The sequence below is a fragment of the Cellulomonas sp. P5_C6 genome (assembly GCF_054049635.1).
The window spans coordinates 1-15,604 of sequence record NZ_JBFULZ010000090.1 but is presented as its reverse complement, the minus strand read 5'-3'; the positions used below and the strand labels follow the sequence as shown (position 1 = coordinate 15,604).

Sequence of the window (15,604 nt, the reverse complement as noted above, 5' to 3'; positions counted from 1 at the left end):
GGCCTGAGGTGGCCGCCGCGGCGGCGGCAACGTCGTCGTCGACCGCATCTGCCTCCGCACCTCCGGCCCCGCCCGCGCCATCGGCGGCAGCCGGGGCTGCCGCAGCTCGGGGACCTGCGGCGACGCGCGGAACCTCCACGCGGTCGGCGCCGACGACCACGGGGTCCGACCCGGCTGCGGCTCCGTCCGCCGCCGCGACGGCGAGCGGGCTCACCGGAGAGCGGTTGGGCGCGCCCTCGTCCGGGTCGTCCCAGCCGCTGCCCACCCTCGACGACCTGCTCGCCGCTCGTCACCCGGTCTCGGACGGACCCGCGGAGCACGGCTGGAGAGCCGGTGTCCGACGCGTCACCTTCGGTGGCATCTCCCCGCGTCCCGGCCGGGTCGAGCGCCGTCGGCGCGTCGCCTCCGCGTCGGTCCGGCGGACCCTCGACGGCCCGAAGACGGTCGTCATCATCAACCCCAAGGGCGGCGCCCACAAGACGACGGCGACGATGCTGCTGGCCGCGACGTTCGGCCTCCAGCGCGGCGGCTACACCCTCGCGTGGGACAACAACGAGACCCGCGGGACGCTCGGGTGGCGTTCGTCGCACGCCGACCACACCCGGACCGCCGTCGACCTGCTCAACGCCCTGCCCGCGCTCGGGTCCGAGGGCACCGTCCGCATCGGCGACCTCGACGGTTTCGTCCGCACCCAGCCGAGCGAGCAGTTCGACGTGCTGGCCTCCGACGAGAACTCCGCCTCGGCCTCGTCGGTCGACGCCGCCTCGTTCTCGTCCCTGCACCAGGTGCTGTCGCGGTTCTACCGGGTGATCGTCATCGACACCGGCAACAACATGCGCGCGTCGAACTGGCAGGCCGCCGTCGGTGCGGCCGACCAGATCGTCGTGGTGTCGACCGTGCGGGAGGACACCGCGCAGTCCGCCGCCTGGGCACTGGACGCCCTGCGCGCCACCGGGCACGACGAGGCCGTCCGCCGGGCCGTGACGGTGCTGTCCGCCCCGGAGCCGAAGGTCGACAAGGACCTGCAGCGCCGCCTCAAGACGCACTTCGGGGCGCTCACCCGTGCCGTGCTGGAGGTGCCGCACGACAAGGCGCTCGTCGCCGGCGGTCCCATCGACTACGACGCCCTCAGCACCACCACCCGCGACGCGTGGCTCCGCGTCACCGCGGTGGTCGCCGACGGCCTCTGAGTCCGCGCCCGTCGCAGCGGGCGCTCGCGGTCGGTGCTCGGCAGCCGTCGGCCTCGCGCGCCCGCACGGCTGTCGAAAACACGTCGTTCGGTGGTGCAAGTTCGTCGTCCCTCGCGACAGAGTGCAGGTGTAGGCCTTCGCCCGACCACGACCACCTGGGAGCACTGTGCCGTCGCCGACACCGAGCACGCCGGACCTCGAGCCCGACGACTCGCCGCTCGACGGCCGGCCGGCGGGAGCGGCCGGCGTGTCCGCCCTGCCGGGCGAGGCCGGCCCGGCTGCGACCGACGACGCGCAGTCGGTCGACGAGTCCGGTCACGATGCCGCCTGGTTCGAGGCCGTGGTCCGCGACCACGCGTCGGCGGTGCACCGGTTCGTCGTCCGGCGGGCCGGTCGCGACGAGGCCGAGGACCTCACCGCGGACGTGCTCGCGACCGCCTGGCGCCGGCGCGCGGACGTGCCGGACGGCGCCGAGCTGCCGTGGCTGTACCGGACGGCGGGCTTCGTCGTCGCGAACCACCGGCGCAAGGGTCGCCCGGTGCCGATCGGTGACGTGCCGGACGAGATCGACGACGACGACCCGGCGGTGCGCGCGGTGCAGGACGAACGGGTGCGCGAGGTGCTCGGCGCGCTGGGGGCCAGGGATCGGCAGATCCTGCTGCTCAACGCGTGGGAGGGCCTGACGGGTGATGCGCTGGCGGACGTGCTCGGCATCGGACGGGGTGGGGCGGACGCCGCGCTGAGCCGGGCCCGTGCCCGCCTGCGCGAGGCGTGGGCCGTCGCCGGAGCCTGACGACGCGAACGTCCGGACCCGCCCGTGCAAGCAGCGCCTCCCTCGGCACACAGACGGGGTAGAGAGCAGCGCACCCGCGACCAGGAGGCACGAACGTGGACGACCGCACCGAGCACGAGACCCCCGCAGCAGGCGAGCCGCCGGCCGACGACGTCGCCTTCGCCCGGCTCCAGGCCGCGGACCCGGCCGCGGGCAGCGAGCCCGACCTCGCCAGACTGACCGCGGCCGTCGCGGAGCGGACGGGGGTGCCGCTCGCACCGGGCGGAACTCCGGTCCCCGACGAGCTCGCCGCGCGCCGGAGCCGGCGCGCCCCCCGCTGGCTGCAGATCGCGGCGGCGGTCGCGGGTGTCGCGGTCATCGGCGCCGGCAGCTACGCGTACGGCCTCAACAACGCCGCGGAGACGGTGACGGCGGCGCCGCCGATCTCGCTCGGCGGCGCGGCGCAGAACGAGCCGGCGGCAGTGGCGCCGGACACGTCGATGGCGGCCGGTGCCGCGGACTCCTCGAAGCTCATGTACCCCTGGTACGGCGGCCGGACGGTGTTCACGGCGAGCGGGCTGTCCACCGAGGGCGGGTCGGGCAAGGCGTGGGGCTTCGACGCCGCCGGCACGTACTCGCAGGAGACGGTCGTGGCCGCGGCGGCTGCTCTCGGCGTGCAGGGTCAGCCGCGGCAGGAGTACGGCACGTGGGCGGTGGGCACCAACGACGGCACGGGTCCGTCGGTGTCGCTCTCCGCCGACGGCCTGGCGAGCCTGTCGTACTACGACCCGACGAGGGACCCGTGGAACTGCGGGCTCGCCACACCGGACAGCGCGGGGTCACCCGCCGGCGACACGGCCGGCGGCGGCGTCGCGATGCCGGAGCCGGGCATCGACAAGGGCGGGTGCGTGAACACCGCGCCGGCGGCGACGGGGGACAGCGCGATCGCGCAGGCGAAGGACACGCTCGCGTCGGTGGGTGTCGACACCGCCGGCTACCAGTTCGCGGCGTCGACCGACCCGGGCAACCCGCAGGTCACCACCGTGACGGGCAGCCAGGTGGTCGACGGCCAGCAGACGGGCGTCACGGCGAGCGTCACGGTCGTCGCCGACGGGGTCCAGTCCCTGTACGCCCCGTTGGCACCACTGGTCGAGCTGGGGTCCTATGACGTGGTCAGCCCCACCGAGGCCGTCGCGCGGCTGGGCGACCCGCGGTTCGGGGCCTCGGGCGGCGGCGTGATGCCGATGGTCGCCGACGGCATGAAGGTCGCCGACGACTCCGCGGCGTCCGTCGCGCCGAACCCCGACCCGACCGTCCCTGCGACGCCCGCCCCCGGCAGCCCGCTGGCCTGGCCGGTCCAGGACGTCACGCTGGTGTCCGCCCGCCTCGGCGTCGCGCTCACCACGCTCCCGACGGGCGCGTCCGTGCTGGTGCCGACGTACGAGCTGGCCGACGCGGACGGCGTCACGTGGAGCGTCATCGCGGTGGTCGACGACCAGCTGGACTTCTCGACGGCCGGCTGACCGCACGGCGCGCGAAGCACGAAGGCCGGCCGGCGCCGGAGGGGGCGCCGACCGGCCTTCGTCATGCCCGTCTGCTCGACCCGCCGGACGCTCGCCGCGCCGGCCGCCGACGTCCGGTCTCGTCGTCGCCCGGACCCCGCGAGAACAACGTGGGACGCGTTCTGAGACCTCGTTCCGCGTCCCAGGTTGTTCTCGTGCCTGTGCCGGCCTGTTCAGGTGGTGACGAAGCAGTACAGCGTGTCGCCCGCTTCGCGCGCCCCGCGGGCCAGGTCGGCGAGGCGGCCGAGGAAGCCCGCCAGGGGTGCCGGGTCGGCCTCGCCCCAGAACTCCTCCGTCTGCGACCACGGGAGGGCCGCCGCGGCGAGCGTGTCCGCGGACGAGTCGACCAGCGCAGCGGTCAGCGTCGGCGTGAGGCGCACGACGAGCCGCTGGCCGCCGTCGCGCTCGGCGACGACGTTGCCCTCCTCGAGGCCGTCGATCACGTCGTCGTAGGAGCGGCCGGTGAGAATCTCCTCGAGCGTCGCCAGCTGGACGACGGGCTCGATGCCGCCGCCGTCGACGGTCGGGTAGGCCACGACCGGCCCGCCCGGGACGTGGACCGGCTCCGCCTTCCGGTGGAAGAACCCGCGCGTCTTGGTGACCGGCGCCCCGCTCGCGTCCGCGGGGCCGCCGAGCCGGTCGACGACGGCAGCGGCCGCGGCGTCGGACGGGGCGGCGAAGTACTCGCACAGCACGCTCATGGTGGCGATCCTGGCAGCGATCGGCGCGTCGCGCGGCCCGTTCGGGTGCTGGTCCCCAGCCCTCGTCGGTGGTTCCTGCCAGACTCGCCGCATGGCCGAACGCACCGAGAAGCTGCTGCTGCTGGACACCGCCTCGCTGTACTTCCGCGCGTACTTCGGGGTCCCCGACTCGGTGAAGGCGCCCGACGGCACCCCGGTCAACGCGGTGCGCGGGCTGCTCGACATGATCGCCACGCTGGTCACGGTCCACCGGCCTAAGCGGCTGGTCATGTGCTGGGACGACGACTGGCGGCCGCAGTTCCGCGTCGACGCGATCCCGTCGTACAAGGCCCACCGGGTCGCGGTCGAGGTGCCGGGCACCACGGGCATCGAGGAGGTGCCGGACACCCTGTCGCCGCAGGTCCCGGTCATCGTCGACGTCCTGGCCGCGCTCGGCATCACGCGCGTCGGGGTGCCGGGGTACGAGGCCGACGACGTCATCGGCACACTGGTCGCGCGGGAGGTGGCCAAGCGAGAGCGCGCGGCCGTCGACGTCATCACGGGGGACCGGGACCTGTTCCAGCTCGTCGACGACGAGGTCCCCGTGCGCGTGCTCTACACGATCCGCGGCATCCGGGACCTCGAGGCGATCGACCAGGCGCGGCTGAAGGAGAAGTACGCGGTCCCGTCCGGGCCTGCCTACGCCGACATGGCCGTGCTGCGCGGGGACCCGAGCGACGGCCTGCCCGGCGTGCCCGGGATCGGCGAGAAGACGGCCGCGCAGCTGATCCACCGGTACGGGTCGCTGGTCGGCATCCTCGCCGCGCGCGACGCCGGCGACCCCGGGCTCACGGCCACCCAGCGCAAGCGGCTGGTCGAGGCCGCGCCGTACCTCGAGGTGGCTCCCGCGGTCGTCCGGGTGGCTCCGGACGCGCCGGTCGGGGACATCGACGACCGGTTGCCCAGCGTCGTGGCGGACGCCGAGGCGCTCGTCGCGCTGGCCGAGCGGTGGGGTCTCTCGTCGAGCGTGAAGCGCGTGGTGGACGCCCTCGCGCTCGGATGACTACGTGTCACTCGAACGGGTGAATTGCGCCGAACGAGTGGAAATCGGACGTATCAGACATGGACACCCGTCCTCTTGCTGAGACGTGAGTTACCGACCGGTAGCCGCGTCCCGCCGGAGATCACCGGCACCCAGCGCCCCGACCAGGGGTCTGACCGGAAAGGMACGTCCCATGTCCTCCGCCACCACCCTGACGTCCGGCGCGCGACCCGCGGCCGGGACGTCGGCCCCCGTCCCGAGCAACACCCTCGCCCGTCCCGCAGCCGCACCCTCTCGGCTCGCGCGAGTCGAGGCGGGGATCGCCGAGGTGCTCACCCGCTACTCGATCACCGCCCTGCGGATCAGTCTCGGGCTCGTGTTCCTCGGCTTCGGCGTCCTGAAGTTCTTCCCCGGCATGAGCCCGGCGGCGGAGCTGGCCGAGCGCACCATCGGCACGCTGACGCTGGGCCACGTCGGCCCGACGGCGGCGCTGCTGCTCACCGCGATCATGGAGACCGTCATCGGGCTCACGCTGGTCACGGGGCTGTTCCTGCGGACCGGCCTGGTGATCCTGGCCGGCGCTCTGGTCGGCATCATGTCGCCGCTGGTGCTCTTCTACGGCGAGCTCTTCCCCGCCGGCGGACCGACCCTGACAGGTCAGTACGTGGTCAAGGACATCGTGCTCGCCTGCGCGGGTGCGGTCGTCGGCGCCGCGGCGCTCGGTGCTCGCCTGCGCCTGCCGGAGTGAGGCGTCAGTCGTTCACGAAGACGTCGGGAGCCGCCTCGTGCCAACCGTCCGCGGTGGCCGGGGCGGTTCCGCCTGTCGTGACGACCATGAGCTCGTCGTTGACGACTAGACGGCCGCCCGCGTCGGCGGACGTGCAGCTCTTCGTCGGCAGGTCGCCCTTGACGACGGCGAGCACGCAGACCAGGTTCGTCCGCGACACCCCCGCGTAGTAGCTGGCGGTCGGCGTCGCGACGAGGAACCGCGTGCTGTCCGCCGCGATCTGGCTGCCGGCGAGGTCGTCGACGCTGACGATGTCCGTCGAGCGCTGCGGGCGCGCGAAGACCGAGAGCGCGGTCGTGGGGTCGACGGTGACCGTCGCGACGGGGTGCTGAGCCAGCTTCACCCAGACCATGCCGCCCAGCACCAGGGCTGCCGCGGCTACCAGGATCAGTCCGGTGAGCAGCGGCGAGCGCCGCGTGGGCGCCTCGCGGTCGCCGAAGCCGGTGAAGGTGTCGGTGAAGAAGTCCGTGTCGTCGAACGTCGTCATACCGTGCACATCGGCCGGAATGCCCATCGGCCTGAGCGCTCGCGTGCAGAATGACCCCGTTCGGGTGCAGGGAAGCCCCGGGGGCAGGGCAGAATCACCCCCCGTGATCACGGTCAGCACGGACGGCTCCTGCCTGCGCAACCCCGGCGGGGCCATCGGGTGGGCCTGGGCCAACCACGACGGCACCAGCGCCAGCGGCGGTCACGCGTCGGGCACCAACCAGATCGCCGAGCTCCTGGCCGTGCTCGAGGCCATCCGCTCCCACCCCGGCGACGAGCCCCTCACCATCCAGGCCGACTCGCAGTACGCGATCAAGTGCTCGTCGGACTGGGTGCACGGCTGGAAGCGCAAGGGCTGGCGCACGGCCGCCGGCGGACCCGTGCAGAACCTCGCGCTCATCCAGTCCATCGACCAGGCCATCGCGACCCGGCCCGGCGCCGTCACCTTCGTCTGGGTGCGCGGCCACCGCGGCGACGAGTTCAACGAGCGCGCCGACGAGCTCGCGGGCATCGCGGCCCGCGGCGTACGCGACGGGACGACCGCCCCCGCGACCCCGGAACAGGCGACCACGCCCGCGGCGGTCGCTCCGGCGACCGTGACCCCGCCCGCGGCGATCGCTCCGGCGGCCGCTGCGCCCACCCGGGCGGCGGCAGCCCCCCAGGCCGACGTCCTCTTCTGACGGCCGCCCCGACCGAACGTCGCAGCGCTGGCGCCTGAGTCCTCTGCCAGCGGGCCCCAGGCCCGCTAGGTGAAGACTTCGTCGCGCCGGGCGTGACAAAGTCTTCAACTCAGCGGCCGTCACGCGAGCGGTCGCGTCGCCGGCAACAGGCGACCGTGGCCCGGCCGCCGAGCGATGCCCGCGGGCGATCAGTGGGGCTGGCGCTCGCTCGCGAGGATCGCGAGGGCGCCGCCCGCCGCCTCGTGCACGTACTCGGACACCCAGCCGACGGGTGCCTCGCCCCAGCTCTTCGCGACGGCAGCGAGCGGGAAGACGACGAGGTCGTGCTCGGGGTGCGTCAGCACCAGCTCGGGAGCGCCGTCGCCGTGCGCGGAGCCCCAGACGAGGCCCGGCACGCGCTGCGCGACGAGGTCGCCCAGCGAGACGCCGAACGCGTGCACCAGGGACTTCGGGTCGGTGCGGTCCTGCGACTGCAGCCAGATCGCCTGCACGCGGTCGAACAGGTCACCGAGCGACTGCGTGTCGACCGTGCCGGAGCAGAGGCCCGTGATGATCTCGCGGTGCTGCGCGGTCCAGACGATCTCGGCGCTGTTCAGCGGTTCGACGCGCACGGAGCGGTTCTCGTCGGCGGGTGTGTGCGGGTGCGGCACCACGGACCCGTCGGACGGGCGCGCGGAGCGTCGGAACATTGCCATGCCCCTGTTATCGACGCCGCGCGCGCCGTGCTTGACCCGCCGCGCGGTTGAATCCCCCGGGAATCCGCGGCACCGGCGTCGAACCCGGACGCGCGAGGGCCGCGCCGACCCGGAGGTCGACGCGGCCCTCGTCAACGGGCCCGCAGGCTCAGCGGGTGACCGTCAGGTACCTCGAGATCGCCGTCGGCAGGTAGCCGGCGTCGCCCCGATAGGTGGCCAGGACGACGCCCGAGCGCTGCACCGACGGCAGGGTCGCGGTGGCGACGCCGTTGACGAGCGGCACGGTCGCCACCTTGGTCAGGCCGATCCGCACGACGACCGAGCCGGTCGGCGCGGGAGCGCCCTTCGGGCCGACGACCTTGATGGTGATCACCGGCGAGGAGCCCTTGTGCACGGTCCACGACGACGTCCCCATCGCGGCCCGCGACGCCAGCGGCGTCACGGTGAACCACCGCTGGGCCTGCGACGCGGACACATCGGCGTTGCCGCTGTAGACCGCGGTCAGGCGGTGGTGGCCGGCCGCGAGCGTGCTCGGCAGCACCACGTCGGCGACGCCTCGCAGCCCCGTCACCACGAGGGTGCCGGTGGCGACTGTCACGGAGCCGTCCTTGATCTCCACGGTGCCGGTCGGCGGTGCGGTCGCACCCTTGACCACGATCGCCGCCTTCGTCGTCGACCCGTACGGGGCGGCGGCGCGAGACAGCGTGAACGTCGTGGTCGAGGTCGACTGCGCGATCTCCACCGGCACGGCCGGCGAGGTGGACGCCGCGTACAGCGCGGGGTCGTCGGGCGCGAACGCCGCCGTCAGGGAGTGCGAGCCGGCGCCCAGCTTCACCTTCACGGTCGCCGAGCCGTAGGTGACGGCGGACGAGCCGATCGTCGTGGTCCCGTCGAGGAACGTGACGGTGCCGGTGGCCTCGGCGGGGGCGACGGTAGCCGTGAGCGTCTGCTCCTGGCCGGCCTTCGTCCCGCCGGTGACCGCGAGGGTCGTGGTCGTCGGCGTCGCCGGCTCACCGGTGGCCACCTGCACGACCGTGGACTGACCCGTGTCGCCGTAGTCGACGAGCCCGAGGTAGGTCGTCCTCGGCGTGAGGTCGGTCCACGACGCCGAGTACGTCACCGGGATGCCCTGCTGGCCGGCCAGCACCGCCGGGTCGAGGCCCAGCGGAGCCCCGCCCGGGACCACCGAGGTCACCGTGGTGTCCCAGGTGACGCCGGCACCGGCGCTGTAGACGTCGACCAGCACCGCGTAGGTGGCGGCGACCGGGTTGAGGATGTCGACCCGCTCGTCGGCCGACCCGGTCGCCGACTGCCAGCCCGCGACCGGGGTGCCGGCGGCGTTGAGGCGGTAGACGGTCAGGTCGAGGTCGGTGGTGTCGTCCAGCGCGTCGAGGTCGAACCGCGCGAGYCGGGCGCCCGCCGGGACGGCCACCAGGTACTGGGCCTGGTCGCCGGTGGTCCCGGAGCCGCTGTGCTCGGTCTCCGTGCCGGTGGGGTCGGCCAGCAGCTGACCGGCGGACAGGCCGGTCGTCGCCAGCGGGATGTCGCCGTCGCCGCCGGGGGTCACCTCGACCGCGACCGACCCGGTCACTCCCGTTCCCTCGACAGACGCCGGGGCGACGAGCGTGACGGGCTGCACCGCGATCGGGCTGCGCACCGCGGTGCTGCCCGAGGTCCAGGTGAGCGAGCCGGTGGTGAACTCGTCGAGCGGGGCATCCGTGCGGCTGAACGTGACCGTGAAGGTCTTCGTCTCGCCGGCGGCCCCGAACACGAGCTGTGCGGGCTCGACCACCGCGTCGACGCCTGCCAGACCCTGCACCGACGAGGTGAAGGTGCCGGCCTGCGTGGACGTGACGGTGCGGGTGATGGTCTCGGGGGCGGTCAGGCTCCCGATGCCGATCGAGGCGATGTTGAGGTTGCTCGCGTCGATCGGGTCGACGCCGGTGTCGTAGCCGACCCCGGCGAGGTACGCGTACCAGTCGGGCAGGTCGTTCAGGTAGAGCAGGCCCGGCTCGAAGAACTTGGTCGGGTCGACGTGCCCGGCGCCCTGCGAGAACGGGTCGGTCACCGGCGCGCCAGCGGCGTCGACGGTGTCGTAGGCCGTGGTCATCATCGCGGACTTGATCTCGGCGGGCGTCGCGTTCGGGCGCACACCGAGGTAGAGGGCCGCGAGGCCGGCGATGTGCGGCGACGCCATGGACGTGCCGGACAGGAAGTGGAACGTCGGCTCGGCGCCCTGGGCGTTGGCCCCGGCCGCGAGGATGCCCACACCGGGTGCGGTGATGTCGGGCTTGATGATGTCGCTGCCGCCGGCGAGGGCCGGGCCGCGCGAGGAGAACCCGGCGACCTGCGGGACCGGGGGCGTGGTGCCCAGCGAGTTGCCCGTGGTGAACGTCGCCGTGGCGCCGGGGGTGGCCGCGTAGTGGACGACGGCGTCGTGGTAGACGTCGCTGAGGTGGACCGTCGGGACCGAGTGGAAGTCCGTGTCGATCGAGCCGGGCGTCACGTTGAGCAGGACCATGCCGATGCCGCCGACGCGCTTGACCTCGGCCGACTTGGCGACGCGGTCGTAGACGCCGCGCTCGCAGACGATGATCGTGCCGGGCTGGACGAGCGCCGGATCGAGTGATCCTGGTGCGCACAGGTTGGCGTCCTTGCCGCCCGTGAGCGCGACCGCCGTGGAGTTCACCAGGTTGCCGGTGAGCGGCTCGGCCGACGGGTCCATGTTGACGGTGATCGACGAGCCCGCGAAGGCCTCGCCGTCGCCGAACGTGACCGTGGCCTCGTAGGTCGGGATCGTCGACGCGGCGACCGTGGTGTACCAGGGCGACGCGTGGTCGAGGGTCGAGGCGCCGGGTCCGGAGTTGCCCGCCGAGACGGCGACGAAGATGCCGGCCGCGGCCGCGCCGAGGAACGCGTAGTCGGTCGGCTGCAGGACGGTCGTGGCCGAGCCGCCGCCGATCGAGAAGTTGATGACGTCGACGCCGTCCGCGACCGCCTGGTCGATGCCCGACAGCAGGTCGGTCGTGGTGCAGCCGTCGTCGGTCGTGACGCTGGGGTCCGGTCCGGACCAGCAGACCTTGTACGCCGAGATGCGCGCTGCGGGTGCCACGCCGGTGATGGTGCCGAAGTCGATGCCGCCGATCGCCGTCGGGGTCGCGACGTTGCCCGCCGCGGTGCTCGCGGTGTGCGAGCCGTGCCCGTCGYCGTCGCGCGGGGAGACGTACTCGCCGGTGGACGCGTCGCCGATCTGGTCCGCGCCGAACCCGTCGAGGTAGTAGCGCGCGCCGATGACCTTGGTCGAGCAGTCGTCGGCGGTGAACTGCTCACCCGTCTGGCACACGCCGTGGAAGACGTTGCCGTCGCCCTTCGTGTACGTGATCGTGCTGCCGTCGAGGTGAGGCTCGGGGGCGACCGAGGTGCTCAGCGAGCTCCCCGCGAACGCGGGGTTCTCCGGCGCGATGCCGGTGTCGAGGACACCGAGCACGACGCCCTTGCCGGCCTGGTCCGCGCCGCCGACGGAGTCCCAGACGCCGCCCGGGCCCTCGAGCCCGAGGAAGGCCGTCGAGGGCTCGGCGGTGAGGTGGTGGAGCTCGTCGGGGACCACGGAGAGCACGTCGTGGTCGGCCAGGAGGTCGGCCGCCTGCTGCGAGGTGAGGTCCGCCGAGAAGCCGTTGAGGGCCAGCGTGTAGGAGGCGTCGATGGAGACGCCGGCGTCGTCGGCGACCTTCTGCTGCTTGTCGGCCAGGTAGTCGCTGTACTTCTTCGCGGGGGCCTGACGGGCGTTGAGCTGGTCGCCCTTGGCGGGCTCGGTGGCCGCGTAGCCGCTCACGCCGCCGTCGTAGGTGGCGACGGCGTCGTCGGCCAGCGTGACGATGTAGCGCCCGGGATCGAACGACGTCTGACCGGTGTCCTTGGTGGGGATGGTGCCACCGAACGGCGGCGGTGCCGCCGACGCCCCTCCTGCTCCGACCAACGCGGTGGTGACCGCTACTGCGAGAGCTGTGAAAGCAGCGAGGACGGGTCGACGTGGCATGTGCGCATCCCTGGCTCGAGGAGGATCGACAGACGGACGCGGAGTGACGGTAGTCACAGGCCCGCGCACGCCCGGTGCACGTTACTGGCAGGTACGGCTTTCGTCACCTTCTGGCGAAATGATCGTTTCGTACTTGTGATCTGCGGAGCGCTCAGCGCAGGGGCACGAACGCGTACGAGCCGTGCGTGCTGATCTGCGTCCGGCCGCCCGTGCGGACCACGAGATGCATGGTCGACCGGACAGGGATCACCATCCGCGCGTCCTCGCCCAGCTGGTCCACCAGCGCGTCCGGCAGCTCCTTCGGTGCCGCAGAGACGAGGATCCGGTCCCAGCCGCCGTCGACCGCCCGGCCGGGCGTACCCGGGGTCGCGGGCTCGATCGAGGCCCACGGCATCGCGCAGCGCTCCACGTTCGCGGCGCCCCAGACAGCCAGCGACGGCTCGAGCTCGAGGCCCAGGACGACGCCGGTGGGCCCCACCAGCCGGGCGAGGAGCGCCGTCGTCCAGCCCGAGCCCGCCCCGACATCGAGGACCCGCGCCCCGACCGGCACCTCGAGCAGCCGCAGCATGGCCGCCACGGTGCTGGGCTGCGAGCTCGTCTGGCCGTTCCATAGCGGGAGCGGGTGGTCCTCGCCGGCGCGGGCGCGCTGCTCGGGCGGCAGGAACCGCTCGCGGGCGAGCTCGCGCATCGCGTCGGCCACGTCGGCGGCGCGCCCCGGGTCTGCACCCCCGCGCATGAGGTCGAGCCTACGATCGGCGCACGATCTCGAGGAGGAGCGCATGGCCGAGTACGACGTCGTGGTCGTCGGCTCCGGGTTCGGCGGGTCGGTGGCGGCCCTGCGGCTCGTCGAGAAGGGGTACCGCGTCCTGGTGCTCGAGGCCGGGCGCCGGTTCACCGACCAGACCCTCCCGCGCACCTCGTGGGACGTCAGCCGGTTCCTGTGGGCGCCGCGGCTCGGCTGGCTCGGGATCCAGCGCATCCACGTGCTGCCCGACGTGGTCGTGCTCGCCGGCGCGGGGGTCGGCGGCGGCTCGCTCGTGTACGCGAACACCCTCTACCGCCCGACGTCGGACGCCTTCTACGAGGACCCGCAGTGGGCGGGCATCACGGACTGGCGCGCCGAGCTGGCGCCGTTCTACGACCAGGCGAGCCGCATGCTCGGTGTCGTCGACAACCCGACCTGCACGCCCGCGGACGACGTCGTGCGCCGGGCGGCCGACGACCTGGGCGTCGGCGGCTCGTTCCGGCTCGCGCCCGTCGGCGTCGTCTTCGGGACGCCGGGCGCCCGCGTGCCGGACCCGTTCTTCGGCGGCGCCGGGCCCGAGCGCCGCGGCTGCCTGGAGTGCGGCGAGTGCATGACGGGCTGTCGGCACGGCGCCAAGAACACCCTGCCGACGAACTACCTCTACCTCGCGGAGCGGGCGGGCGCGCGGGTGGTCGCGCAGACCACGGTGACGTCGATCCGACCTCGCGGGCACGAGTGGGAGGTCAGGACCACCGGCACCGGCCGACGCGGGGGCGACCGGACCGTCACGGCCGGGCAGGTGGTCGTCGCCGCCGGCACCTGGGGCACGCAGGAGCTGCTGCACCGGATGAAGGCGGACGGCACGCTGCCCGGGCTCTCGGACCGGCTCGGCGCGCTCACCCGCACCAACAGCGAGTCCCTGGGCGGAGCGGCGACCCGCTGGCGCGGCTGGCGTCGCCGGCCCGACATGACCCGGGGCGTCGCCATCACGTCGTCGGTCTACCTCGACGACCGCACCCACCTCGAGCCGGTGCGGTACGGGCGGGGGTCGAACCTCATGGGCCTGCTCAGCACGGTGCTGACCGACGGCGGAAGCCGGGTGCCGCGTCCCCTGCGCTGGCTGGGGAACGTCGTGCGGCACCCGGGGCAGGTCGCGTCGCTGCTGCTGGGCCTGGGCAGCTGGTCGCAGCGCACGGTCATCGGGCTCGTGATGCAGACGGGCGGGGCGTCGATCACCGTGCGGCCGCGCCGGACGTGGCGCGGGAGGGTCCGGCTGACGTCGACTCCCGGCGAGGGGGAGCCGAACCCGACGTGGATCCCGGCGGCCAACGCGGCGTACCGGCGGATGGCGGCGCACCTCGGCGGCTTCGCGGCGAGCAGCCTGGGCGAGGTCGCGGACGTGCCGATGACGGCCCACTTCCTGGGTGGCTGCACGATCGGCCCGTCGGCCGCGACCGGCGTCGTCGACCCCTACCACCGGGTGCACGGCTACCCCGGCCTGCACGTGGTGGACGGCTCGACCGTCTCGGCCAACCTCGGCGTGAACCCGTCGCTGACCATCACCGCGCAGGCGGAGCGGGCCTTCGCGCTGTGGCCCAACGCGGGGGAGCCGGACCCGCGGCCGGCGCTCGGGGAGCCCTACGTGCGGCTGCGCCCGGTGCGTCCGGTCCGGCCGGCCGTTCCGGCGTCGGCGCCCGGGGCCCTGCGGCTGACGGTGCTCTAGCGGGCCTGCTGCGCCGTCGCGATGACGGAGACCACGGGGATCATGCCGGTGCGGGGGACGTCGGCCGCCGAGGGGTCCGGGACGAACTTCGGCTTGCGGCCCGGGCGGCCGCGCTCGCGGCGCATCTCGATGCCCTCGAGGGTCGTCGCGCGCCAGACCGCACCCCCGTTGAGCCGGCCGTCCGGCTGCGGCAGCCACGGCACCTTGCGGGACAGCCAGACGCGGATCGTCGCGTGCTCCACGCCCAGCCGGTCGGCCAGCCGGGCGATGTCGTAGAGGTCGTCGAGGCCGCGCACCGGGGTGGCATCGGGCGCGTCAGGGGCGGGTGGTTCGGGGAGCACGGCGGAATCGTAACCGTCAGAAGCCTATGAATTGTGTGACGGTCCCGTGACGAGATCCACACGAGATCTCCCCCGCCCTCAGGCCTCAAGTGTCCTGGACGACCGTCCGAAGAACTTAACGTGTTACGCGTGAGTAACAAGATTCCGTCTCGAGGTCGGCCCACCGGTGGCCGGCACGCTGCGCCGCGCCCTGCGCCGGCGCGCGCCGTCGCCCACCCGGCCCGCCTCGCACAGGGTGCCGTCGTCGCGGCGCTCGCCGTGAGCATGTGCGCCGTCGTCGCCGCCTCGGCCAACGCAGACGACCGTGGGAGCGCGTTCGTCGCGGCCCCGACGGTGAGCTCGGACGCCCAGGTGGCGAAGGCCCGGGCCGGCGCGGTCGACGTCGCCACCGACGCCGTCCAGGTCGCCCACACGGTCCAGGCCGAGGCCTCGGCCGCGGCCGTCGACGCGGCCCAGCTCGCCGCACTGCAGGCCGCGACCACGCACCTCGACGAGCTGCTCGCCGCCGCGACCGCCGACGACACGACCGTCGACCGCGGCGCAGCCACCTCGCGCTCCGCCGATCGCGCGGAGCCCACCGCCGCCCCCACCGACGCGGCGGCGACGGCGGCCCCGTCGGCCAGCCCCACCCCCGACGCGACGGTCGACCCGGCGACGGTCTTCGAGACCACCCCCGCCCCGACGCCCGTGCCGACGATCCCGCCGACCACGGGCAAGGAGGACGCGACGACGTCCGAGCTGCGCGAGGCCGTCGCCACGGTCGCCACCCTCACCACGACGGTCCGGCAGAGCGCCGACGCCAAGAAGGCCGCCGACGCCGCCGCCGCCCAGGCCGCCGCGCAGGCCCAGGCCGACGCCGCCGCGG

Annotated in this window: 13 protein-coding genes and 1 pseudogene; 8 read left to right on the top strand and 6 right to left on the bottom strand. The window is 74.0% G+C overall.

Going from position 1 to position 15,604, the window contains the following annotated elements; genetic code table 11:
- Window positions 1-224: 224 nt before the first annotated feature.
- The 3 genes from ACXJKG_RS11930 (at window position 225) to ACXJKG_RS11920 (ending at window position 3,485) form a co-directional block, all read left to right on the top strand.
- The gene (locus ACXJKG_RS11930) at window positions 225-1,190 is read left to right on the top strand and encodes a hypothetical protein (RefSeq protein ID WP_456845976.1); all 966 of its coding nucleotides are present in this window, start codon (window positions 225-227) and stop codon (window positions 1,188-1,190) included.
- 166 nt (window positions 1,191-1,356) lie between these two features.
- Window positions 1,357-1,983: an RNA polymerase sigma factor gene (locus ACXJKG_RS11925; RefSeq protein ID WP_456845975.1), complete on the top strand. Its 627-nt coding sequence runs from the start codon at window positions 1,357-1,359 to the stop codon at window positions 1,981-1,983.
- 95 nt (window positions 1,984-2,078) lie between these two features.
- Window positions 2,079-3,485 carry a hypothetical protein gene (locus ACXJKG_RS11920; protein WP_456845974.1) on the top strand — a complete coding sequence of 469 codons (1,407 nt, stop codon included), beginning with the start codon at window positions 2,079-2,081 and terminating at the stop codon, window positions 3,483-3,485.
- A gap of 212 nt (window positions 3,486-3,697) precedes the next feature.
- Here ACXJKG_RS11920 and ACXJKG_RS11915 read toward each other — a convergent pair whose 3' ends face one another.
- A complete protein-coding gene (locus ACXJKG_RS11915; protein ID WP_456845973.1) occupies window positions 3,698-4,225 on the bottom strand; it encodes a hypothetical protein in 528 nt (175 codons plus the stop codon).
- A 91-nt stretch (window positions 4,226-4,316) separates the two neighbouring features.
- Here ACXJKG_RS11915 and ACXJKG_RS11910 point away from each other — a divergent pair, with 91 nt between their 5' ends.
- Window positions 4,317-5,267, top strand: a complete 951-nt coding sequence (locus tag ACXJKG_RS11910) for a 5'-3' exonuclease (RefSeq protein WP_456845972.1) — start codon at window positions 4,317-4,319, stop codon at window positions 5,265-5,267.
- Between the two features lie 172 nt (window positions 5,268-5,439).
- Complete coding sequence (locus ACXJKG_RS11905) at window positions 5,440-5,994, top strand: DoxX family membrane protein (RefSeq protein WP_456845971.1); 555 nt, start codon at window positions 5,440-5,442, stop codon at window positions 5,992-5,994.
- 4 nt (window positions 5,995-5,998) lie between these two features.
- Here ACXJKG_RS11905 and ACXJKG_RS11900 read toward each other — a convergent pair whose 3' ends face one another.
- Window positions 5,999-6,520 carry a hypothetical protein gene (locus ACXJKG_RS11900; RefSeq protein ID WP_456845970.1) on the bottom strand — a complete coding sequence of 174 codons (522 nt, stop codon included), beginning with the start codon at window positions 6,518-6,520 and terminating at the stop codon, window positions 5,999-6,001.
- 103 nt (window positions 6,521-6,623) lie between these two features.
- On the opposite strand from ACXJKG_RS11900, the gene ACXJKG_RS11895 reads away from it, so the two are divergent.
- Complete coding sequence (locus ACXJKG_RS11895; RefSeq protein WP_456845969.1) at window positions 6,624-7,199, top strand: ribonuclease H family protein; 576 nt, start codon at window positions 6,624-6,626, stop codon at window positions 7,197-7,199.
- Between the two features lie 188 nt (window positions 7,200-7,387).
- Here ACXJKG_RS11895 and ACXJKG_RS11890 read toward each other — a convergent pair whose 3' ends face one another.
- The 3 genes from ACXJKG_RS11890 to ACXJKG_RS11880 form a co-directional block, all read right to left on the bottom strand.
- Window positions 7,388-7,894 carry a DUF3806 domain-containing protein gene (locus ACXJKG_RS11890; protein ID WP_456845968.1) on the bottom strand — a complete coding sequence of 169 codons (507 nt, stop codon included), beginning with the start codon at window positions 7,892-7,894 and terminating at the stop codon, window positions 7,388-7,390.
- A 148-nt stretch (window positions 7,895-8,042) separates the two neighbouring features.
- Window positions 8,043-11,930, bottom strand: coding sequence for a S8 family serine peptidase (locus tag ACXJKG_RS11885; RefSeq protein ID WP_456845967.1), 3,888 nt, complete (start codon window positions 11,928-11,930; stop codon window positions 8,043-8,045).
- Window positions 11,931-12,081: 151 nt separating this feature from the next.
- Complete coding sequence (locus ACXJKG_RS11880; RefSeq protein ID WP_456845966.1) at window positions 12,082-12,666, bottom strand: protein-L-isoaspartate O-methyltransferase family protein; 585 nt, start codon at window positions 12,664-12,666, stop codon at window positions 12,082-12,084.
- A 43-nt stretch (window positions 12,667-12,709) separates the two neighbouring features.
- Between ACXJKG_RS11880 and ACXJKG_RS11875 the strand changes: the two genes are divergently transcribed.
- On the top strand, window positions 12,710-14,398 hold the full coding sequence (locus ACXJKG_RS11875; RefSeq protein ID WP_456845965.1) for an FAD-dependent oxidoreductase: 1,689 nt from the start codon (window positions 12,710-12,712) through the stop codon (window positions 14,396-14,398).
- Here ACXJKG_RS11875 and ACXJKG_RS11870 read toward each other — a convergent pair.
- Window positions 14,395-14,739 carry a hypothetical protein gene (locus ACXJKG_RS11870; protein WP_456845964.1) on the bottom strand — a complete coding sequence of 115 codons (345 nt, stop codon included), beginning with the start codon at window positions 14,737-14,739 and terminating at the stop codon, window positions 14,395-14,397. The two genes, ACXJKG_RS11875 and ACXJKG_RS11870, sit on opposite strands and share 4 nt — an antisense overlap.
- 129 nt (window positions 14,740-14,868) lie before the next feature.
- Here ACXJKG_RS11870 and ACXJKG_RS11865 point away from each other — a divergent pair.
- Window positions 14,869-15,604 (top strand): annotated as a pseudogene (locus ACXJKG_RS11865) (hypothetical protein); the annotation flags it as partial.

Excerpts from the sequence above, each read along its gene's own strand:
- ACXJKG_RS11915 (WP_456845973.1), bottom strand. The coding sequence starts at position 4,225 with ATGAGCGTGCTGTGCGAGTACTTCGCCGCCCCGTCCGACGCCGCGGCC.
- ACXJKG_RS11910 (WP_456845972.1), top strand. The coding sequence starts at position 4,317 with ATGGCCGAACGCACCGAGAAGCTGCTGCTGCTGGACACCGCCTCGCTG.
- ACXJKG_RS11905 (WP_456845971.1), top strand. The coding sequence starts at position 5,440 with ATGTCCTCCGCCACCACCCTGACGTCCGGCGCGCGACCCGCGGCCGGG.
- ACXJKG_RS11900 (WP_456845970.1), bottom strand. The coding sequence starts at position 6,520 with ATGACGACGTTCGACGACACGGACTTCTTCACCGACACCTTCACCGGC.
- ACXJKG_RS11890 (WP_456845968.1), bottom strand. The coding sequence starts at position 7,894 with ATGGCAATGTTCCGACGCTCCGCGCGCCCGTCCGACGGGTCCGTGGTG.
- ACXJKG_RS11880 (WP_456845966.1), bottom strand. The coding sequence starts at position 12,666 with ATGCGCGGGGGTGCAGACCCGGGGCGCGCCGCCGACGTGGCCGACGCG.
- ACXJKG_RS11875 (WP_456845965.1), top strand. The coding sequence starts at position 12,710 with ATGGCCGAGTACGACGTCGTGGTCGTCGGCTCCGGGTTCGGCGGGTCG.